Source organism: Streptomyces sp. NPDC048566, from assembly GCF_043199735.1.
Lineage (GTDB): Bacteria > Actinomycetota > Actinomycetes > Streptomycetales > Streptomycetaceae > Streptomyces.
On the sequence record NZ_JBICWL010000024.1, the window covers coordinates 1 to 20,359 of the forward strand.

Genomic DNA, 20,359 nt, shown 5'->3' on the forward strand with positions numbered 1-20,359 from the left:
TGTGGAACATCGACTCCTTCGACCAGTGGGGCGTCGAACTCGGCAAGGTCCTCGCCCAGCGCATCGAACCCGCCCTCACCCACGGCACCGAGGTGCCCGGTCTGGACCCCTCCACCAGCACCCTCGTGGCCACCTACCGCTCTCTCGGGAAGAAGTGAACTGACATGCAGATCGGACTCGTCGGCCTCGGCAAGATGGGCGGCAACATGCGCGAGCGGATACGCCGCGCCGGCCACACCGTCGTCGGCTACGACCGCAACCCCGACCTCTCGGACGTCGGCAGCCTCGCCGAACTCGTGGACGCTCTCCACGGCCCGCGCGTGGTCTGGGTGATGGTGCCGGCCGGAGCCCCCACCCAGGCCGTCGTCGACGAACTCGGCGATCTGCTGGAGCCGGGCGACACGGTCGTGGACGGCGGCAACTCCCGCTGGACCGACGACGAGAAGCACGCCGGCGAGCTGGCCGCCAGGAACATCGGCTTCGTCGACGCCGGGGTCTCCGGCGGGGTGTGGGGGCTGGAGAACGGCTACGCGCTGATGGTGGGCGGCGACGCCGAGACCGTCGCCCGGGTGCAGCCCGTCTTCGACGCGCTCAAGCCCGACGGCGACTTCGGCTTCGTGCACGCCGGCAGCGTGGGCGCGGGCCACTTCTCCAAGATGGTCCACAACGGCATCGAGTACGCCATGATGCAGGCGTACGCCGAGGGCTGGGAGCTGCTGGAGAAGGTCGACTCGGTGACCGACGTGCGCGAGGTGTTCCGCTCCTGGCGGGGCGGCACGGTCATCCGCTCCTGGCTGCTCGACCTCGCGGTCGCCGCCCTGGACGGCGACGAGCACCTCGACAGACTGCGCGGCCACGCCGACGACTCCGGCGAGGGACGCTGGACCGTCGAGGCGGCCATCGACAACGCCGTGCCGCTGCCCGCCATCACCGCGTCCCTCTTCGCGCGCTTCTCCTCCCGCCAGGACGACTCCCCGCAGATGAAAATGATCGCGGCGCTGCGCAACCAGTTCGGCGGCCACGCCGTCGAGTCCGCGCAGTAGCACCGGCCCGTCCCGTCCCGGGCACTCCGGCGCCCGGGGCCCGGGATCTGCCCCGGCCCGCCCGGCCGCGCGCCCCGCGGCCGGGCGGGCCGGTTGCGTGCGCGGGCTGGGAACCCGCGGCGACGTGCCCCGCGGCGCACGGATGCCGGGCTCGCGGCACCCCGGGCCACCGGGCACGGAGGCTTGGCGGTGCAGCGGTGCAGCGGTGCAGTCACCGTACGGGCGGCCCGCCCCGGGTCCGGCCCCTCTTCGCTGGACGCCGGGCGAGGAACCCTCGGCGGCACATCCCGCTCCGGGGCGGACTGCTCCTACAATCGCGGGCACCGACCCTCCCGTCCGAAGGAAGCCGATGAGCAGCGCCGAGGACCCGGCCCGACCCGGCGGGCGCGGCCGCGACGCCGCCCGCACCAGCGCCGAGATCCTCGACGCGGCGACCCGGGAGTTCTCCCGCGCCGGCTTCGCCGGCGCCCGCGTCGACGAGATCGCCGCCCGCACCCGCACGACCAAACGGATGATCTACTACTACTTCGGCGGCAAGGAGCAGTTGTTCACGGCGGTCCTGGAGCGGGCGTACACGGCCCTGCGGCAGGCCGAGCAGGGCCTGGACGTCGAGCACACGGACCCGGTGGCCGCGATCCGCAGGCTCGTGGAGCTGACCTTCGACCACCACGAGGCGCACCCCGAGTTCATCCGCCTGGTGAGCATCGAGAACTTCCACGAGGCCGAACACATCGCGGTGTCGCGGAAGCTGGCCGGCATCGGCTCGCCTGCCCTGGAGGTCGTCGGCCGCATCCTGGCCGCCGGCCGGGAACGCGGCGTGTTCACGGCCGACGTCGACGCCGTGGAACTCCACGCGATGATCAGTTCGTTCTGCTTCTTCCGGGTCTCCAACCGGCACACGTTCGGGGCCCTGTTCGGCCGCGATCTGGTCGCCTCCGACCAGCGGGACCGCTACCGGGCGATGCTCGGCGACATGGTCATCGCGTACCTCACCGCGGACCGCGCGGCCGGCTGACCGCGCCGGGGGCGTCCGCCGCGGGCCGTCCGGCGTTCACCGGCTTTCCACGGAACGGCCCTTGATGCGGCCTCCGGTCATGCCCGACGATCGGGGAACCTGCCACACGCCGGTCCGCCGGCTCCGGACCGGGCTCCGCGCACTCCGGCCGGGTTCAGGGACGGCCGGGGTGTGCGGAGCCCCCCGCCGGACCGCCCGGCGGCCGTCGTGTCCGCCCGCGTCCGCGCGGGCCGGGCGAACGGCCTCACCCGGCCCCGTCCTCGCGCGCCGCGTCCAGCAGCGGCCCGAGCTCACGCCCCACACAGGTCAGGGCGCGTACGTCGCGTTCGGCGCGCGCGATGAGGAGGGCCCCCTCCAGCGCGCTGATCATCAGGGTCGCGAGCGGTTCGGCGCGCCGGTCCGGGACGCCCATCGCCGCCAGCGCCTCCGCCACCGGGCGGACCCATTGGGCGAACGCCTCGGCCGCGGCGGCGCGGGTCGTCGCGCCGGACTCGGCGCAGTCGACGGTGGCCGCCGCGACGGGGCACCCGCCGGCGAAGCCGGTCTCCACGAGTTCGTCGGTCCACTGCCGCAGCATCGCGGCGAACAGCCCGGCGGGCGTCGGCTCCGGCATGGCGGCGAGGAAGCGCGCCACGCGGCGGGACGCGTAGCGGCCGGCCCACGCGACGGCCTCCTCGACCAACTGCGCCTTGCCGCCCGGGAAGTAGTGCTGGAGCGAGCCGCGGGGCGCGCCCGCGTGCTCGGCGACGTCCCGCATCCCGGTCGCGGTCACCCCGTCGCGCCGGATGAGTTGTGCCGCGCTGAAGACCATCCGCTCGCGCGGCCCCCGCTTCGCTTCCGCCATTCCCGACCTCCCGCGCCGACCGGTGTCCCGCGCACTCCCACTATGACAGCCGTCATGAATCCGGCTACCATGACGGCTGTCATAACCAGTGCCGCAGAGAGCGACCCGCGACGGCCGGGCCCTCCCGCCGGCCGGAGAGGGCGGTCCCGGTGCACGTCGGCTTCGTCGGTCTCGGCGTGATGGGCACGCCCATGGCACTGAACCTGGTGCGGGCGGGCGTCCCGCTCCTGGTCTGGAACCGCACGCCGTCGCGGGCCGAGCCGCTGCGCGCCGCGGGCGCCTCGGTGGCGTCCGGCCCCGCGGAGGTCTTCGACCGGGCGGGGACGGTCCTGCTGATGCTGGCCGACGAGGACGCCGTCGACGCGGTGCTCGGCCGGGGCACGGACGGGTTCGCGGCCCGCGTGGCGGGACGCACCGTCGTCCACATGGGCACGACGTCCCCCGAGTACTCGCGCGCGCTCGACGCCGACATCCGCGCGGCGGGCGGCCGGTACGCCGAGGCCCCCGTCTCGGGCTCGCGCGTCCCGGCCCGGCAGGGACGGCTGGTGGGGATGCTCGCCGGGGAGAGCGCCGCACTGGAGGACGTGCGCCCCTTGCTCGCACCCCTGTGCGACAGGACGTTCGACTGCGGCGCGGTGCCCGGCGCGCTGGCGATGAAGCTGTCGGTGAACCTGTTCCTGATCACCCTGGTGACGGGGCTGGCCGAGGCGTTCCACTTCGCCGACCGGCAGGGGCTGGACCGGCGGCTGTTCCTGGAGGTCCTGGACGCCGGACCGATGGCCAGCGCGGTCTCCCGAATGAAGGCTCCCAAGCTGCTCGACGGCGACTTCGGCGTGCAGGCCGCGGCCCTGGACGTCCTGAAGAACAACGAGCTGATCGCCCGGGCGGCCCGGCACGCCGGTCACGCCTCTCCCCTGCTGGACGTCTGCCACGCCCTCTTCGCCGAGACCGTGGCGCTGGGCCACGGCGACCTCGACATGGTCGCGGTCCTGCGGGCCATCGAGGAGCGCACCGGCGCGGGCCGGGCGGCGGACGCCGGGTCAGCGGGCGGGGATGCCGTAGGCCCGCTCCACGTGCAGCCGTAGCACGAGGCGGCGGTCGCGCACCATGGCCGCGCGGTAGTCGTCCCAGTCCGGATGCTCACCGCTGAGGTCGCGGTAGAGGCGGACCAGCTCCTCGACCGTGTCGTCGTGCGGGTCGGCGGCGACCGGCGTCAGCTCCGCGGTGCCCTCGGCGACCGTGTACGCCCAGCGGTCGTCGCTGGTCACGTGGTACGAGGCCCGGGGGTCCCGGCGCAGGTTGCGGGTCTTGGCGCGGTCGTCGGTGAGGGAGACGCGGATGATCCCCTCGTCCCGGTGGTAGACGTGGACGACGTTGGAGAGCTGGGGCCGGCCGTCCCTCTTGAGGGTGACGAGGACGCCACCGTGGTGGGCGGACAGCAGGGCGAGCAGGTCGTCGCGTGTCTCGCCGCGGGTCTCCTGAGCGTTCATGTCCGGTACAACGTCCCGGATGCCACACTCCGTTCCGCCGGAGCCGCCCCGTCACCCGTCCGGCCGCACGGACCTCTTCCCGGGCCCGAGCAGACGGTGTCTACTCGCGCCCGGGCGCACGGACGCCGTGCGCACCGCCCGCCGCGGCGCGGACCGGCCCGCCGCGGCCCGTGCACGGCGATGAACGAGACGGGCGCGGCCCGGAGGAGACCCATGGGAGAGCTGCGACAGGACGTCGAACCGGGAGCGGTCGGCCTCGGCGCCGCGGCGCTGGCCCGCCTCGACCGGCACTTCGCCCGCCTGGTCGACGAGGGCCGGCTGCCCGGCTTCCTGGTCTGCGTCGCCCGGCACGGCAAGGTCGCCCACCTGACCACGTACGGCCGCCGCGACCGCGAGGCGGACCTGCCCGTCGAGACCGGCACCCTGTGGCGGATGTACTCCATGACCAAGCCGGTCACCTCGGTCGCCGCGCTGACGCTGGTCGAGGAGGGCCGTCTCGGACTCGACGACCGGCTGTCCGACCACCTCCCGGCCTTCGCCGCACCACGGGTGTACGTCAGCGGTTCGGGGGCCGCCACGGTCACCCGGCCCGCCCGCCGCCCCCTGCTGATCCGTCATCTACTGAGTCACACCGCGGGCCTGACCTTCGGCTCCTACCACGCGCACCCCGTCGACGCGCTCTACCGGGAGGCCGGGGTGGAGTCGTCCGTCGCGCCCGGCGCCGACCTGGCCGAGACCTGCGCGGTGTACGCCCGGCTGCCGCTGCAGTTCGAGCCCGGCACCCGCTGGAACTACTCCGTGGCGACCAACGTCCTCGGGCGGGTCGTCGAGGTGGTCTGCGGCCAGGACCTCGACACCGTCCTGCACGAGCGGATCTTCGGTCCCCTCGGCATGGCGGACGCCGGCTTCCACGTCACCGCCGCCGGGCGGCCACGCCTCGCGCAGCTGTACGGGGAGGACGGCGAGGGAGGCATCCGGCCCGTGCCCGGACTGCCGCTGCACGGTCGGCCCACGTTCCTGTCCGGGAGCGGCGGGATGGTGGCGAGCGCCCACGACTACCACCGCTTCACCGAACTGCTCCGCCGCCGGGGCGAGCTGGACGGGGTGCGGCTGCTGCGCCCGGAGACCGTGGAGCTGATGGCCTCCAACCAGCTGCCCGGCAACGCCGACCGGCGCGAGTTCGGCACCCCGTTCCACCAGGAGCCGGGCGGCGCGGGCCTCGGATTCGGCCTCGGCGTCTCGGTCGTCGTGGACCCCGGCCGGACCCGCTCGCCGTCCAGCCAGGGCGCGTTCGGCTGGAGCGGTGTCGCCACCACCACGTTCTGGATCGACCCGCGCAACGACCTCACCGTGCAGTTCCTCAGCCAGCTGCGCCCGCGCGGCTCCCACTCGGTCTACCCCGAACTCCGGCGGCTGGTGCACGAGGCGATCGACGGCTGAGCGGAGCCCGCACCCGGCGGGAACGGCCCGCCCGCCGCGCTCCACGGCGGGCACCGCCGGAGGTCCGGTGGTGCGCAGGCGGTCACGACGGCCGGCTCCCGCCGGTGCGCCGCCGGGCGCGAAGCCGGGCGGCGCACCGCGGCCGCGGGTGCCGGGCGGGCGCCGGCCGAGCCGTTCCGCCCGCGCCGGCACCGGGGGCCTCCCGCCGGGCAGCCGCCCTCACTCCTCGGCGGCGACCGTCCGCACCGGCCGGCCGAGGATCGCCTCCGCCCACACCTCGCCGTCGAGGTGCGGCAGGTGGTGGTCGAGCCGCTCCCGCTTGGTGAGCAGATAGCCGAGGTTGTCCTCGCACGGCGGGATGAGCAGCGGCACCTGTTCGGCGACGCGGATGCCGTGCCGCCGAAGCGACTCCCGTTTGCGCGGGTTGTTCGACAGCAGCCGCACGGACCGCACCCCGAGGTCGTGCAGCATCCCCGCCGCCACCCGGTAGTCCCGGGCGTCCACCGGCAGGCCGAGCGCGAGGTTCGCCTCGACGGTGTCCAGGCCCTCCGCCTGGAGCTTCATCGCCTTCAGCTTGGCGAGCAGGCCGATGCCGCGGCCCTCGTGCCCCCGCAGGTAGACGAGGACCCCGCGCCCCTCGGCGACGATCGCCCGGAGCGCGGCGCCGAGTTGGGGACCGCACTCGCAGTGCCGGGAGCCGAACGCGTCACCGGTCAGGCACTCCGAGTGCAGCCGGGTGAGCACGTCGCCCTCCCGCAGGGCCGACAGATCGCCGTGGACGAGCACGACCTGCTCCTCGCCCAGGTCGTGGTCGAGATAGCCGACCGCCTGGAAGTCGCCGTACTCGGTGGGCAGCGGGGCCGTCACGACGCGTTCGACACCTGTGAGGTGGGGCTTCCCGCCGAGTACGCCAAAGTTGTCTGTCATGATCTGGTTCCTAAGCAGAGTCGAAAGGGCCGTGAAAACATGAGTGGTTCGGGAGCGCGCCCGGCGGTGTCCGGCATCCTGCCGCTGGACACCACGGAGGACGTCCGCGCGCGGGGGGCCGGTGTCGCCCGTCAGATCGCCGTCCTTCCCGTCGGGAGCCTCGAACAGCACGGCGCGCACCTGCCGTTGACGACGGACACGCTCGTCGCGTGCGCGATCGCACGGGAGATCGCGGCGGCGCACCCCGTGCAGCTCCTGCCGCCGGTGACCATCTCCTGCTCGCACGAGCACGCCGACTGGCCGGGCACGGTCAGCATCTCCGCGGTCACCCTGTACGCGGTGGTCCGCGACATCGCCGCCTCGCTGCGGCGCTCCGGCGTCGACGCCCTGGTCGTGGTCAACGGGCACGGCGGGAACTACGTGCTGGGCAACGTCGTCCAGGAGTCGGCCGGCACGGGCACGCGCATGGCGCTCTTCCCCGCGGCGGAGGACTGGCAGGAGGCGTGCGAACGGGCCGGTGTGCGGACCTCGTTGCTGAGCGACATGCACGCGGGAGAGATCGAGACGTCCATCCTCCTGCACGCCCACCCGGAGTCCGTCGGGGCCGGCTATGAGACCTCCGATGCCGTGGCCGACGACCGCCGGCACCTGCTCACGCTCGGCATGGCGGCCTACACCGAGTCCGGGGTCATCGGCCGGCCGTCCAGGGCGTCCGCCGAGAAGGGCCGCGAACTCCTGGCCGGGCTGGCCGAGGCCTTCGGCGCGTACGCGTCCGTGGTGACGTCCGAGACGCTGCACTGATCACGCCCTTCCGTGCTCTCCTCGCGGGTCCGCCGGGCGGCGGCTCCCCACCGGACGACCAGGACCACGGCGCCGGGCAGGCTCGCCGCGAAGCTCAGTACGCCGTAGACCACGGCGACGGTCAGGCCCGTGCCCGCCCCGAGGCCCGCAGCGCCGAACGCCCAGGCCGTGACGCCCTCGCGCGGTCCCCAGCCCCCGATGTTCAGCGGCAGCCCCATGGCCAGCAGCGCCAGCAGCGCCAGCGGCAGCAGCCGTCCGACGGACGCGTCCGACCCGGCCGCCCGTGCCGCCAGCACGAACATCGCCAGATGGCCGGCGAGCACCAGCACCGACGACAGGGCCACCCCGGGCCAGTTGCGCCGGGCCAGCAGGGCGCCGCGCGCCTCGGTGAGCGCGGCGCGGAAGGCCCCGTGGCGTCGGGTGGCGCGGGTGGCGGTCCGGCCGCGCCGGACGGCACCCGCGGTCACCACCGCGCACACCGAGACGACGGCGACCGGCAGGACCGACTCGCGCAGCCCGCCGAGGACGGGTGAGGGCCGGGTCAGCAGCACCACCGCGGCGACGGCCGTCAGGACGGCCTGGCCCGCCGTGCGTTCGAGGACCACCGCGCGTACGCCCCGGCCGAGGTCGCCGGCGCCGCGCCCGTGCCGTACCGCCCGGTGCACGTCGCCGAGGACGCCGCCGGGCAGGGCCGCGTTCAGGAACAGCGCCCGGTAGTAGTCCGCGACGGCCGTGCCGAGCGGGAGCCGCAGGCTCAGCCCGCGCGCGACGATGCACCAGCGCCAGGCGCTGAACACCGTGGTCAGCAGCCCGATCCCGAGCGCCGCCAGGAGCGTCGCCGCGTCGATCCGGCGGACCCCGTCGACGAAGGCTCCGGTGCCCAGGCGCCACAGCAGCACACCGAGGATGAGGGCGCCGGCGACCGTGCCGAGGTGGCGGCGCAGGGCGCGCGGCACACGCCGCGCGGGACCCGGAGGGGACGGTGCGTCCGCGGGGCGGCCGGGTGCCGAACGGACTCCCGGCGGCACCGGCGCCGAGCCGGGAGTCCGGGACCCGGCGGCCACCGGCACGCCGCCCGCGCGGACCACCGGGCCCGGCGGCGTCGCCGCGGCGGCGGCCTGGCCGGCCGTGACCGGCGACGCCACCGGCTGCACCGCGCTCACCGTGCCCAGGCCGGCGCTCACGGCGCGCCCCCGTCCTCGCGGGGCAGGGCCAGCAGGTCGCTGTGGTGGACGAGCACGCGCAGTTCACCGGCCGCGAGGGACTCCAGGCGGGCGCGCAGGTAGGGCTCGGCGCGTGCCGCGAGCGCGGGGACCTGCTCGACGGCCGCGCCGACCCAGCCGCGCAGCCACTGCTCGGTCAGTTCGGCCCGGTCGGGTCCCAGCCGCCACGGGCTCGGGTGGGCCCGCACGCTCACGCCGTGGCGGCCGAACGCCTCGCAGGCGGCCGTGACGGCCTCGGGGCCGAGCCGGCCGGCGCGCCGCTGGTGGGCGTTGAACGCCTCGCCGATCTCGGTGTCCAGCGGGTCGGCGGGGGTGAGGTCGACGCGGCCGACGACGGACAGGGTCAGCAGCGCGGGCACCCGGGCGTCGGCGCAGGCCGCGGCGAGCCGGTCGGTCTCCTCGCCGGTGAGCACGTCGAGCAGGGCCGACGCGGTCACCAGGGAGGCGCCGGCGAGGGCGTCCGCGGTCAGCCGTCCGATGTCGCCGCGCTGCGTGGTGACGCCGACCGGGCTGCCGTCGGCCGTCTCCCGGGGTGCCTGCGCCGTCGCGAAGTGCAGGAGGTAGGGGTCCCGGTCGTGCAGGACCCAGTGCTGGGCCCCGTCGAGCCGGGGGGCGAGCCAGCGGCCCATCGAGCCGGTGCCGCAGCCCAGGTCGTGGATCACCAGGTCGCCGCCGGACACCGCCCGGTCCGCGAGCCGGGCGCGCAGCGGATCGAGCAGCCCGGTGGCGCGGGCCTCGGCGTCGGCGGGCTCCCGCAGCCGGAGCCACTCGGGGGCGTAGCGCGGCACCTCGTCGGCCGCGGAGCGCGTGGCCGCCGGGCCGGACGGGTCCGGCGGCGCCGGCGGTCCGGACTCGGGCCCGCCCAGGGATGTCGCCGGGGCGTTCACGCGGCCCTCCGGGGCGCCTCGGGCAGCCGGCCGAGGACGGCGGCCAGGCTGCGTGCGGTGGCCGCCCAGCCGTCGAGGGCGGCGCGCCGCCCGCGGGCGGCGGCCTTGAGCCGGCGGCGCACGTCGGCCTCGCCGAACCAGCCGCGCAGTTCGGCGGCGAGTGCCCCGGGGTCCTCCGGCGGCACGAGGATGCCGGGCATCCCGCCGTCGGGTGCGCGGCCGACCGCCTCGGGAAGACCGCCGACGTCGGTGGCCAGGACCGGGATGCCGCGGGCCAGCGCCTCGGTGACGGCCATGCCGTAGGTCTCGGCGTAGGAGGTGAGGACCATGAGGTCGGCGGCGGCGTAGCTCGCGTCGAGTTCGGCTCCGGCCTGCGGGCCCGCCAGGTGCAGGCGGTCGCCGAGGCCGTGCCGGGCGATCAGCGACCGCAGGTGGGCGACGTAGCCCGGGTCCTGGGTGAGGCCGCCGACGCAGACGCAGCTCCAGGGCAGGTCGGTGACGGTGGCGAGGGCTTCGACGAGCCGGTGCTGGCCCTTGCGGGGCGTCACCGCGGCCACGCACAGCAGCCGTGAGACGCCGTCGGTGCCGGAGGCGAGGGGGGCGATGTCGGCGCCGGGCGCGGCGACGTGCACGCGGTCGGGGGCGAGACCGTGGTGGGCGACGAGCCGGCGCACGGCCCATTCGCTGGTGGCGACGACGGCCGACACGGCCCGCAGGGTCGTGCGCTCCCGGGCGTCCAGGTCGGCGGCGACGTCGGGCGGGAGCCCGGTCTCGTCGCCGAGCGGCAGGTGGACCAGCACGGCGAGCCGCAGCCGTTCGGCCTCGGGGACGACGATCTCGGGGACCCCGCAGGCCACCAGGCCGTCGAGGAGGACGACCGTGCCGTCGGGCAGGTCGGCGAGCGTCCGGGCCAGTTCCGTGCGGGCGGCGGCGCCGGGGCGGGGCCACTGCCCGGGGACGGCGTGCCGGTGGACCTGCCAGCCGAACCCGGGCAGGTCCAGGCAGAGCCGGCGGTCGTAGGCGTTGCCGCCGCTCGGCGCGGCCGGGTCGTCGACACCGCCCGGCATGACGAAGTGTGCGGAGCGCAGGGACATGGGGACGATCTCGGCGTTCTTCAGGGCCGGATGCTGCACGGGCACGTAGTCCAGCGCGCCGCCGGGGCCGGGCGTCACCGTGCCCCGACCGGCTCGCGGGACCGCCTTGTCGAGGATCACGTCGGTCACAGGGCACGCTCGTAACTCGCCCAGGCGATGTGCGACTCGTGGAGGGTGACGGTGATGCCGGTGAGGCCGCGGGCGCCCTCGCCGAGTCCGCCCGCGTGGACCCGGGCGGCGAGCCGGTCCGCGACGACCTTGGCGAGGAACTCGGTCGAGGTGTTGGTGTCCTTGAAGTCCGGTTCGCTGTCGAGGTTGCGGTAGTTCAACTCGCTCACGACGGCGCCGAGCTCCTGCGTCGCGAGCCCGATGTCGACGACGATGTTGTCCTCGTCGAGTTCGGGGCGGCGGAAGGTGGCGTCCACCAGGAACGTCGCTCCGTGCAGGCGCTGCGCGGGGCCGAAGACCTCGCCACGGAAGCTGTGGGCGACCATCAGGTGATCGCGGACGGTGATGCTGAACAACGGACGACCCTCCAGGTGCGGTGCGTCGGATCCTCTGCCGGGATCACGTCGTCTAGTACGGGTACCCGGCGCGCCGTGTTCAGCGGCCCGCCGGCCTTTTTCGGAATCCGTGGAGGTCAGGCCGGTTCCGGTCGGCTCACTCCGCGTCGTAGGTGACGCGGTGGCACAGCGCGGGGATCGATCCGGAAGCGAGTTCGCCCATCACGTCCGGCAGTTCCTCGAAGGCGCTCTCCCCCGTGATCAGGGCGTCGAAGGCCGGTTCGGCGAGGAGTTCCAGGGCCAGGGCGAGCCGGTCGGCGTAGCTGCGGCGGGGCCGGGCCGAGGAGGAAACGGAACCGACCTGGCTGCTGCGCACGGTGAGCCGCCGGGAGTGGAACGCCTCGCCCAGCGGAAGGGCGATCCGCCGGTCGCCGTACCAGCTCAGCTCGATGACGGTGCCTTCGGGGGCGAGGAGTTCGAGGGAGCGGGTGAGGCCGGCCTCGGTGGCGCTGGCGTGCACGACCAGGTCGAGGTCGCCCGCCGCGTCGCCGGGGAGCGCGAAGGAGACGCCGAGGGCGCGGGCGACGTCGGCGCGTGCGGGGTCGGCGTCGACGAGCTGGACCCGGACTCCGGGGAACCGGGCGAGCAGGGCGGCGACCGAGCAGCCCACCATGCCGCCGCCGACGACGGCGATCCGGTCGCCGATCAGCGGGGCCGCGTCCCACAGGGCGTTGACCGCGGTCTCGACGGTGCCGGCGAGGACGGCGCGGGCCGCGGGCACGGTGTCGGGCACGACGGTCACGGCGGCGGCCGGGACGACGTAGCGGGTCTGGTGCGGGTAGAGGCAGAACACCGTGCGGCCGAGCAGCGGTTCGGGGCCCTCCTCGACCCGGCCGACGCTCAGGTAGCCGTATTTCACCGGTGCGGGGAAGTCGCCCTCCTGGAAGGGCGCGCGCATCGCGGCGTGCTGGTTCTCCGGGACCCGGCCGCCGAACACCAGGGTCTCCGTGCCCCTGCTGACCCCGGAGTACAGGGTGCGCACCAGCACCTCCCCCTCCCCGGGAGCGGGCACGGACGCGGAACGGATCTCTCCGCGTCCGGGTTCGGCGAGCCAGAAGGCGCGAGCCGGGTGTTCCATGAGCGTCCCCCTGAACGATTCAGCAGATCTTCACGTACGGACCGGTGACAGGCCGCGGACACTACGCGGCGGTGATCGACTCTGTCATACGGCCGGAGGATGAGCGGTGGCCCTGAACGACACGTACGGCACGAGGCTCCCCCAGCAGGAGACCATGGTGGGAGCCGGGGTGCAGCTGCTGCTGCTGGTGCTGCTGGGCACGGCGATAGGGATGGGGCCGGTGGGATGGCTGACGGGTCTGGCCTTCGGGACCGCGACCTGGGCGGTGCTCACCCGGGCCCTGCGGCGGGCCCGGTCCCGCTCCTTCGGGCCGGCCAACCGCGTGACGCTCGGCCGCGCGATCCTGGTCGGCGGCGTGACCGCCCTGGTGGCGGACTCCTTCCGCAGTTCACCGCCGGTGAGCCTGCTCGTGGGCCTGACGGCCGTCGCCCTGATCCTGGACGGCGTCGACGGCAAGGTGGCGCGGCGGACCGGCACCTCGTCCGCCCTGGGCGCCCGGTTCGACATGGAGGTGGACGCCTTCCTGATCCTGGTCCTCAGCGTGTACGTGGCGATGTCCCTCGGCCCGTGGGTGCTGCTGATCGGCACCATGCGGTACGGGTTCGTGGCGGCGGCCCGGGTGTTCCCGTGGCTGAACGCCCCGCTTCCGCCGGGCATGGCGCGCAAGACGGTGGCCGCGCTGCAGGGCGTGGTGCTGCTGGTCGCCGGGGCCGGGGTCCTGCCGTACGGCGTGACGGTCGCGGCCGTGGCGGCGGCCCTGGGCGCCCTGGTCTGGTCGTTCGGCCGCGACATCCTCTGGCTGCGGCGGCACGGCGCGCGCCCGCGGGCCGCTGAGGCGGCGCGGGCGGAGCGACTCCCCCGGACGCTGGTCGGCGTGGCCCCGGCGGCCCCGGCCGCGGAGGTGCGCCCGGCGCCCGCCGAGCGCGCGGCGGCCTGACCCCGACGGGCACGGTGTCCACGCGCGCGGCGAGCCGCGCGGAGGGCGCGACCGCACGGCGCCTGAACCCCTTTCGCACGGCGAGCCCCGTCCGGCCCGACCGCGGCGCCGGCGGACCCCGTGCACACGGCGGACCCGCCCCCGACCTGCTCCGAACAGCGGATGGCTAGACTACGACCCCTTGTGCACGCGATCGCGCCCTGCGCGCGGCATGCCGTCCCCGAAGGGTTTCGACGCTTGATAGCCATCGAAGATGTCAGCAAGCGATACGCAGACGGCACGGTGGCCGTCGATCGCCTCTCCCTCCAGATACCGGACCACTCCATCACCGTGCTCGTCGGACCCTCCGGCTGCGGCAAGACGACCACGCTGCGGATGATCAACCGCATGGTCGAGCCGAGCAGCGGCACGATCCGGGTGGACGGCGAGGACATCCAGCGGCAGCCGGTCAACGCCCTGCGCCGCTCGATGGGTTACGTCATCCAGAACGCCGGCCTCTTCCAGCACCGGACGATCCTCGACAACATCGCGACGGTCCCGCGGCTGCTGGGCTGGTCCAAGCAGCGGGCCCGGGACCGCGCGGCCGACCTCATGGAGCGGGTGGGACTCGACACGGGCATGGCCCGCCGCTACCCGTACCAGCTCTCCGGAGGCCAGCAGCAGCGCGTCGGGGTCGCCCGCGCGCTGGCCGCCGACCCGCCCATCCTGCTGATGGACGAGCCGTTCTCCGCGGTCGACCCGGTCGTGCGCCGCGGTCTGCAGGAGGAGTTGCTGCGCATCCAGGGCGAACTGGGCAAGGCCATCGTCTTCGTCACCCACGACATGGACGAGGCCATCACGATCGGCGACCGCATCGCGGTGCTGCGCACCGGCGGGAAGCTCGCGCAGTTCGCCGCGCCGGACGAGATCCTGTCCGCGCCGGCCGACGCGTTCGTCGAGGAGTTCCTCGGCGCCGACCGGGGCATCCGCGGGCTGTCGTTCCTCTCCACCCGGGACCTCGAACTGGACCGCTCGCGCGTCGTCGCCGCCGGTTCCGGTGCCCGGGAGGCCGCCGGACGGGCCACGCCGCAGGCGCCGGTGCTCGTGACCGACGAGGCCGGCGGGCCCCTCGGCTGGGCCCCGCGGGACTGGGACGGCGAGACGGGCACCCTCGAACCCTGCGGGCCGCCTTTCGAGGTGGGCCGGGACTCGCTGCGCGTGGCTCTGGACCGCGCCGTGCTGTCGCCGGCCGGCCAGGCCGTGGGGGTCGACGCCGCCGGGGTGGTCCTCGGCGTCGCGGGGCAGGACACCATCGCGGCGGCGATCCGAGCGGCCCGGCGGGGCGGATCGCCCGGCGCTCCGCTCGACGCCGCGGCCTGTGCGAAGGCCCTGTGATGGACGGCTTCTTCGACATACCGAGCGATCTCCAGCACAGCTACGCGGGGCTGATCGGCATCCACCTGCAGGAGGCGCTGGTCCCGGTGCTGGTCGGCCTGCTGCTGGCGCTGCCGATCGGGCTGCTGTGCGTCCGCCACGACTGGCTGTACCCGCCCGTGCTGTGGGGGTCGACGGTCCTGTACGCGATCCCGTCGATCGCGTTCTTCGTGGTGCTCATCGACTACACCGGGCTGACCCAGCTGACCGTGATGATCCCGCTGTGCCTGTACAGCCTGGTCGTCCTCGTGCCGGCGGTCGTCGACGGCATCCGTTCGGTGCCCGAGGAGACGAACGCCGCCGCCTCGGCCATGGGGATCGGTCTCGCGCGCCGCTACCTCCAGGTCCAACTGCCCATCGCCGTACCGGCGATCATGGCAGGGCTGCGGGTCGCCGTCGCGTCCAGTATCAGCCTGGTGAGCGTGGGCGCGCTGATCGGCAACCAGGGCGGGCTCGGCAACCTGCTGACCACGGCGCAGTTGTACGGCCGTCCGCGCCTCGCCGTCACCTCGGTGGTCACCACCGCCCTGCTCGCGATCGTCATCGACGCCCTGCTGGTCCTGCTCCGGCGGGTCCTCACCCCCTGGGAGCCGCCCTCGGGCCGCGGTGCACGGCGGCGCGCGGACGGCGGCGCGGACCCCGCCGCGGCGGACACCTCCGCGGACCTCCCCGCGCGCACCCCGGAGGGCGTGTCGTGAACGTACTCACCTTCATGCAGTCGTTCTTCAGCGACGGCGCCCACTGGCACGGCTACGACGGCATTCCGCAGCGCGTGTGGGAGCACCTCCAGTACACCGCGGGCGCGCTCGCGATCGCCGCGGCCGTCGGGCTGCCGGTCGGCCTGGTCACCGGGCACACCGGACGCGGCGGCAACGCGCTGGCCTTCCTGTCGGCGGGCGCCCGCGCGCTGCCGACCTTCGGCCTGCTGGTGCTGATGTTCGTGTGGCTCGGGCTCGGCATCGTGCCGGTGATGATCCCGCTCGTGGTGCTGGCGATCCCGCCGATCCTCATCACCACCTACGAGGCGGTCCGCACCGTGGACCCCTCCCCCGTGGACGCGGCCCGGGGCATGGGCATGCACGAGTCGAGGATCCTCCTCCAGGTGGAGATCCCGGCGGCGCTGCCGCTGATCCTCAGCGGCCTGCGGTCGGCGACGATCCAGATCGTGTCGACGGCGACGATCGCGGCCTACGTGTCCCTCGGCGGGGTGGGCCGGTACATCCTGGACGGGCTCTACCAGCGCGACTACGAGAAGGTGGTGGGCGGGGCGGTGCTGACGGCGGTCCTCGCGCTGCTCGTCCTCGTGCTGTTCTGGGCGGTGGGCCGGGTGGCGGTCTCCCCCGGCGTGCGCCGCCGCCGGTCCGCCTGAGCGGGGCCGAGGCGTTCCACCGGGGCGGGGAGGGTACGCGGCCCCTCCCCGCCTCAGGCCTGCGCGGTGGCGAGGGCGTGTTCGAGGACGACGAGCAGCGCGTCGCGCACCGAGCCCCGCTCCCGGGCATCGAACACGGTCAGCGGCACGTGGTCGGCGACGTCGAGCGCCCACCGTACGTCGTCCAGATCGTGTTCGACGCGGCCGTCGAAGGCGTTGACGGCGACGGCGAAGGGGATCTGCCGGTGCTCGAAGTAGTCGACGGCCGCGTAGCAGTCGTCGAGCCGGCGGGTGTCGACGATGACGAGCCCGCCGAGCGCGCCCTCCACGAGGTCGTCCCACATGAAGCCGAAGCGCTCCTGGCCGGGCGTGCCGAACAGGTAGAGCTTGAGCGTCGGGTCGAGCGTCACGCAGCCGAAGTCCATGGCGACGGTCGTCGTCACCTTCTCCGGCGTCTGGGAGAGGTCGTCGACGCCCGCCGCGACCGAGGTGATGGACGCCTCGGTGGTCAGCGGCTCGATCTCGGAGATGGCGCCCACGGTGGTGGTCTTGCCCACGCCGAAGCCGCCCGCGATCACCATCTTCACCGGCAGCGGCGGCCGGGGCCGCTCGTCGTCAGCCCTCACGGATCGCGCCCCGGGAGTCGGGGACAGCTCGGAGACCATCGATAACCCTTCGCAGGACGGAGACGTCGCGGTTGGAGTGGGCCCGGGGTGCGTACAGGGCCAGTTGGCCGTCGGCACGCAGGTCGTCGGCGAGGACCCGGATGACGTTGAGGTGCATCCGGAGTTTCGCCGCGATCTCCGCGAGGGACTGCGGCTCACGGCAGACGGTGATGATGTCGCGGTGCTGGTCGAAGGCGAACGCGTCGAGCGCGGCCAGTCCCGCGTCGGTGGCGACCACCTGCGTCTCGATGGGGATCGGCGGGACGAGGCCGTCCCCGCCGGCGATCCGCCCCGCGGTCAGCAAGAACGGCCGGACGACCGAGGCGGGCCGCTCCGCCTCCCACTCCGTGTCCTGGCCGGCCCGTGGTTCGCCGGGCGTCGTCACGTCCTCCCCTTTCCTGCGGTGCCGTCACCGGTCGCGCGCTCACGTCGCGGATCAGCCGGCCGGGGCGACGCCGACGGTGTTCTTCAGCTCCATGACGAGCTGCGGGCTCAGCACGGCGCCCGCGCGGTTGGCGAAGAGGGTCATCTCGTAGGCGATGTTGCCGAGTTTGGCCTCCTTCGAGGCGACCACGCCGAGCACCGCCCCGGTGCCGAGGGCGGACACCAGGACGTGGCCCTCCTCCAGGTCGATGATGACCTTGTTGAGGCCGCCCAGCCCGTAGTTGGCGGAGGCGCCCGTGGCCAGGCTGGTGATGCCGGAGACGATCGCGGCCAGCCGTTCGGAGTCGGCCTGGCCGCGCAGCCGGGAGACGGCGATGAGCAGCCCGTCGGAGGAGACGCCGATGACGTCGACGACGCCGGCCGTCTCGGTGGCGAAGCGGTTGAGCAGCCAGTTGAAGTCCGCCGCCGCGGCCTTCACGTCCGTCTCGGTCTCCGCGGCCCGGGACTCCGGCCCGCCTGTCCACATGGTCACGTGCTCATGCCTTCCGGGGTGGGTGTCATCTGTTCCGTGTGCCGGTGCCGGCGGGTCCGCCGGCACCGTCGTCGGGTCGGGGGGCCCACGACCGGCGGTCCGCGCCGGCGCTGTCGCGGCGGGCCCGCTGGACGGCGGCCTCGAACTCGTCGAGTTCGGACCGCGCCGCCTCGGCGTCGGCGGGCCGCCAGGAGGGCGGTCTGCGGTGGGTGACGGACTCCCGGGTGCGGGGCATCCGAGCCGAAGCGGTGGTGGCCGACAGGGTCGCCCCGCGCACCCGGCGGCGCAGCGGACCGGCCTCGCCGGGCCGGGCGGGGCCGGCGGGCGCGGCGGGCGACGGGCCGGAGTCGGCTCCGGTACCGGCCCGGACGGTGCCGTGGGTCATGGCCTGCTCGGCGCCGGGGTCCGCCCGGTGGGCCTGGCCGGCGGGCGCGTCGGTCCGCGGCCGGGCGGGCACCCTGCGGGGCAGGCCCGCGGGGCCCCGGGGCGGCTCGACGCGCGCGGGGCCGGGTTCGGCCGGACCTCCGTGGCGGGGCGGCGGTGTGCCGCGCGGTGCGCGCGGGGCGGCCGGGCCCGGGGCGCCGGCCACCAGGTGGGAGGCGGGGACCGCGACGGTGGCGGTGACGCCGCCGCCCGGGGTGCGGGTCAGCGCGACCTCGATGCCCCAGCGCCGGGAGAGACCGCCGACCACGAACAGGCCGAGGACCTCGGTCGGGGCGAGGTCGAGCCGCTCGCGGCGGATCAGCCGGGCGTTCTCCTGCTCCAGCCGCTCGGGGGTCATGCCGAGGCCGTGGTCGACGATCTCGACGAGCGCGCCGCCGCCGTCGTGCCGGGGCCGCAGCACGACCTCGACCCCGCTGGTCGCCGGAGAGAACATGACGGCGTTCTCCAGGAGTTCGGCGAGCATCAGCGTCAGGTCCCCGACGATGTCGGGGACGACGGTGACGTCGCCCTCGGCGTGCGGGGTGACCCGCTGGTAGCCCTCGATCTGGCCGAGCGCGGCACGGACGACGTTGCTCAGGCGCATCGGTTCGGTGGTGACACCGGTCTCGCTGATGCCGGCGAGGAGCATGAGGCTGTCGGCGTTGCGCTGGAGGCGGACGGCGATGTGGTCGATCCGGTAGAGCCGGTCGAGCACCTCGGGATCGGTCTCGCCGCGTTCCACCGAGTCGATCAGGGCGAGTTGACGGGCCGTCAGGTTGCTGACGCGGCGGCCCACGTTGCCGAACATCTCGGCGATGTTGCGCCGGCTGACGACCTGCCGCTCCAGCAGGGCGGTCGCGGTGACCTGGACCTGGTTGAAGGCTTCGGCCAGTTCGCCTATCTCGTCGCGCACCGGCACGGGCACCGCCTCCAGCCGCGGCGGGCCGGTGTCGTCGGCGTCGTCGTCGGCGACCCGGGCGAGCTCGGTCCCGGCGGCGCCGGCCACGTGCTGGGCGGCGGCGGTCAGGGAGCGCACCGTGCGCAGCACCGAGCGGCGGGTCAGCACGGACAGCAGCATCCAGGCGGCGAAGGCGAGCAGGTTGGCCGCGACCAGCCAGCCCACCCGCCACCAGGCGTCGTGCGAGGCGGTCCGGGCGTCCGCGGCGATCCCGTCGATGAGTGACTGGACGATCTTCAGCCGGTTCGCGGCCTGCCGTTCGTAGGTCGGGTCCGCGCGCAGCGCGTCGTCGAGCGCGGCGCGCACCTGGGCGGACGTGTCGGCGACCAGGGCGCCGGGGTCGACCTGGAGGGCGGCCCAGTGCTGGCCGATGACGCTCTGGTAGGGGCTGCGCTCGATGCCGGCGAGCGCGGTGCCCTGGTCCTGGCCCGCGAACCGGGTGAACCGCTCCGCCTGGTAGGTGTACTGGTCGATGTCGCCGACCGCGCCGGTGAACTCGATGAGCGCGTTGGAGTTGCGGGTGCGGGCCGCGAACACGCTCGTCTCGAAGGAGGCGTGGGCGGTGTCCGCGCGCAGCAGGGCGTCGAGCAGGTTGGCCGAGGACGAGGCGGACTCGCCGCCCGCGGCACCCAGGCCGAGACCGCCGATGAGCCCCTCGATCACCGACCCGTAGGCGGGGTCGATGTTGTCCGCGGGGATGGGGCCCTGTTCGACGGTGGTGCGGAGGCTGTCCAGCCCCTCCAGTTCCTTCAGCGCCTGGGCCTCGGCGTCGGGCAGCCGGTCGCCGTACGCGCCACGCACGGCGTCGATGCGCGCGCCGACCTCCTGCTGGGCGTCGAGGTAGGCGGTGGTGTCCGGAGCGGAGTCGCCGGCCGCGCCCGCCTCGTGGCGGAGCGAGACGAGCAGGGCCTGCCGGTGCTCGGTCTGTACGGCGTCGATGAGCCGGGTGACCTGGGCGCTGTCGCGGACGAGCCGGGCGGTGTCGGCCGCCGAGCGGGCGTTGCCGATCTCGCCGAGCACGACATGGGCGATCATCGCGGAGATCACGGCCAGCGGCACGATCACCAGGACGTTGAGTTTCCTGCGGAACGGCCAGCGGTCCAGCGGGGATGGCGCCCGGCCGGCCGGCCGAGCCGCGGACGACGGCCCCGAGGCGGCTTTTCTGTGCGCGGGCACCCAACCTCCCTGACTTCGTTCCCCGTTGGAAGCCTTGTGGCAGGCCTTCGTGGATCGGTGGTCATGACAGCGCGCTCGGGCCGACAAGCGGAAGGGG

The 20,359-nt window shown here is 74.7% G+C and carries 21 protein-coding genes and 1 pseudogene; 10 read left to right on the forward strand and 12 right to left on the reverse strand.

From position 1 onward, the window contains the following. From ACGFS9_RS26790 to ACGFS9_RS26800, 3 genes are all read left to right on the forward strand, one after another. Positions 1-158 (forward strand): hypothetical protein (locus tag ACGFS9_RS26790; RefSeq protein WP_393256843.1); only part of this gene is annotated, 158 nt, incomplete at its 5' end. Positions 159-164: 6 nt separating this feature from the next. Then, a complete protein-coding gene (gene gnd / locus ACGFS9_RS26795) occupies positions 165-1,043 on the forward strand; it encodes a phosphogluconate dehydrogenase (NAD(+)-dependent, decarboxylating) (protein ID WP_393256764.1) in 879 nt (292 codons plus the stop codon). A gap of 349 nt (positions 1,044-1,392) precedes the next feature. Continuing rightward, a complete protein-coding gene (locus tag ACGFS9_RS26800) occupies positions 1,393-2,058 on the forward strand; it encodes a TetR/AcrR family transcriptional regulator (protein WP_393256765.1) in 666 nt (221 codons plus the stop codon). A 244-nt stretch (positions 2,059-2,302) separates the two neighbouring features. Here ACGFS9_RS26800 and ACGFS9_RS26805 read toward each other — a convergent pair whose 3' ends face one another. Next, a complete protein-coding gene (locus ACGFS9_RS26805) occupies positions 2,303-2,902 on the reverse strand; it encodes a TetR/AcrR family transcriptional regulator (RefSeq protein ID WP_393256766.1) in 600 nt (199 codons plus the stop codon). Positions 2,903-3,051: 149 nt separating this feature from the next. Here ACGFS9_RS26805 and ACGFS9_RS26810 point away from each other — a divergent pair, with 149 nt between their 5' ends. Continuing rightward, positions 3,052-3,987, forward strand: a complete 936-nt coding sequence (locus ACGFS9_RS26810; protein ID WP_393256767.1) for an NAD(P)-dependent oxidoreductase — start codon at positions 3,052-3,054, stop codon at positions 3,985-3,987. On the opposite strand, the gene ACGFS9_RS26815 is transcribed toward ACGFS9_RS26810, so the two are convergent. Then, positions 3,943-4,392 carry a PPOX class F420-dependent oxidoreductase gene (locus tag ACGFS9_RS26815; RefSeq protein WP_393256768.1) on the reverse strand — a complete coding sequence of 150 codons (450 nt, stop codon included), beginning with the start codon at positions 4,390-4,392 and terminating at the stop codon, positions 3,943-3,945. The genes ACGFS9_RS26810 and ACGFS9_RS26815 overlap by 45 nt on opposite strands. Positions 4,393-4,605: 213 nt before the next feature. On the opposite strand from ACGFS9_RS26815, the gene ACGFS9_RS26820 reads away from it, so the two are divergent. Then, positions 4,606-5,832, forward strand: a complete 1,227-nt coding sequence (locus tag ACGFS9_RS26820; protein ID WP_393256769.1) for a serine hydrolase domain-containing protein — start codon at positions 4,606-4,608, stop codon at positions 5,830-5,832. Positions 5,833-6,051: 219 nt separating this feature from the next. On the opposite strand, the gene ribA is transcribed toward ACGFS9_RS26820, so the two are convergent. Then, entirely contained in the window at positions 6,052-6,759 is a 708-nt protein-coding gene (ribA, locus tag ACGFS9_RS26825) for a GTP cyclohydrolase II (RefSeq protein WP_393256770.1), read from the reverse strand. 39 nt (positions 6,760-6,798) lie between these two features. On the opposite strand from ribA, the gene ACGFS9_RS26830 reads away from it, so the two are divergent. Continuing rightward, positions 6,799-7,560 carry a creatininase family protein gene (locus ACGFS9_RS26830; RefSeq protein WP_393256771.1) on the forward strand — a complete coding sequence of 254 codons (762 nt, stop codon included), beginning with the start codon at positions 6,799-6,801 and terminating at the stop codon, positions 7,558-7,560. Positions 7,561-7,697: 137 nt separating this feature from the next. Here the strand turns inward: ACGFS9_RS26830 and ACGFS9_RS26835 are convergent. The 5 genes and pseudogenes from ACGFS9_RS26835 to ACGFS9_RS26855 form a co-directional block, all read right to left on the reverse strand. Continuing rightward, a pseudogene (locus tag ACGFS9_RS26835) lies at positions 7,698-8,744 on the reverse strand (lysylphosphatidylglycerol synthase domain-containing protein); the annotation flags it as partial. Further along, the gene (locus ACGFS9_RS26840; protein ID WP_393256772.1) at positions 8,741-9,670 is read right to left on the reverse strand and encodes a class I SAM-dependent methyltransferase; all 930 of its coding nucleotides are present in this window, start codon (positions 9,668-9,670) and stop codon (positions 8,741-8,743) included. The pseudogene ACGFS9_RS26835 and the gene ACGFS9_RS26840, both read right to left, overlap by 4 nt. Next, on the reverse strand, positions 9,667-10,842 hold the full coding sequence (locus tag ACGFS9_RS26845) for a glycosyltransferase family 4 protein (RefSeq protein WP_393256844.1): 1,176 nt from the start codon (positions 10,840-10,842) through the stop codon (positions 9,667-9,669). The genes ACGFS9_RS26840 and ACGFS9_RS26845 overlap by 4 nt, the downstream gene beginning before the upstream one ends. Positions 10,843-10,889: 47 nt before the next feature. Then, a complete protein-coding gene (locus tag ACGFS9_RS26850; protein WP_393256773.1) occupies positions 10,890-11,288 on the reverse strand; it encodes a 6-pyruvoyl tetrahydropterin synthase family protein in 399 nt (132 codons plus the stop codon). A 136-nt stretch (positions 11,289-11,424) separates the two neighbouring features. Beyond that, complete coding sequence (locus ACGFS9_RS26855; protein WP_393256774.1) at positions 11,425-12,405, reverse strand: dehydrogenase; 981 nt, start codon at positions 12,403-12,405, stop codon at positions 11,425-11,427. A 106-nt stretch (positions 12,406-12,511) separates the two neighbouring features. Here ACGFS9_RS26855 and ACGFS9_RS26860 point away from each other — a divergent pair, with 106 nt between their 5' ends. From ACGFS9_RS26860 to ACGFS9_RS26875, 4 genes are all read left to right on the forward strand, one after another. Beyond that, a complete protein-coding gene (locus tag ACGFS9_RS26860; RefSeq protein WP_393256775.1) occupies positions 12,512-13,342 on the forward strand; it encodes a CDP-alcohol phosphatidyltransferase family protein in 831 nt (276 codons plus the stop codon). Between the two features lie 237 nt (positions 13,343-13,579). Further along, positions 13,580-14,716 carry an ABC transporter ATP-binding protein gene (locus ACGFS9_RS26865; RefSeq protein WP_393256776.1) on the forward strand — a complete coding sequence of 379 codons (1,137 nt, stop codon included), beginning with the start codon at positions 13,580-13,582 and terminating at the stop codon, positions 14,714-14,716. Then, complete coding sequence (locus ACGFS9_RS26870; RefSeq protein WP_393256777.1) at positions 14,716-15,453, forward strand: ABC transporter permease; 738 nt, start codon at positions 14,716-14,718, stop codon at positions 15,451-15,453. The genes ACGFS9_RS26865 and ACGFS9_RS26870 overlap by 1 nt, the downstream gene beginning before the upstream one ends. Continuing rightward, positions 15,450-16,124, forward strand: coding sequence for an ABC transporter permease (locus ACGFS9_RS26875; RefSeq protein ID WP_393256778.1), 675 nt, complete (start codon positions 15,450-15,452; stop codon positions 16,122-16,124). Before ACGFS9_RS26870 ends, ACGFS9_RS26875 begins: the two co-directional genes overlap by 4 nt. Before the next feature lie 53 nt (positions 16,125-16,177). Here ACGFS9_RS26875 and ACGFS9_RS26880 read toward each other — a convergent pair whose 3' ends face one another. The 4 genes from ACGFS9_RS26880 to ACGFS9_RS26895 are packed head-to-tail and all read right to left on the reverse strand — an operon-like array spanning position 16,178 to position 20,262. Further along, positions 16,178-16,789: an ATP/GTP-binding protein gene (locus tag ACGFS9_RS26880; RefSeq protein ID WP_393256779.1), complete on the reverse strand. Its 612-nt coding sequence runs from the start codon at positions 16,787-16,789 to the stop codon at positions 16,178-16,180. Further along, complete coding sequence (locus ACGFS9_RS26885) at positions 16,740-17,174, reverse strand: DUF742 domain-containing protein (RefSeq protein WP_393256780.1); 435 nt, start codon at positions 17,172-17,174, stop codon at positions 16,740-16,742. Before ACGFS9_RS26885 ends, ACGFS9_RS26880 begins: the two co-directional genes overlap by 50 nt. 51 nt (positions 17,175-17,225) lie before the next feature. Next, positions 17,226-17,699 carry a roadblock/LC7 domain-containing protein gene (locus ACGFS9_RS26890; protein WP_393256845.1) on the reverse strand — a complete coding sequence of 158 codons (474 nt, stop codon included), beginning with the start codon at positions 17,697-17,699 and terminating at the stop codon, positions 17,226-17,228. Between the two features lie 31 nt (positions 17,700-17,730). Beyond that, complete coding sequence (locus ACGFS9_RS26895) at positions 17,731-20,262, reverse strand: ATP-binding protein (RefSeq protein WP_393256781.1); 2,532 nt, start codon at positions 20,260-20,262, stop codon at positions 17,731-17,733. Positions 20,263-20,359 lie beyond the last annotated feature (97 nt).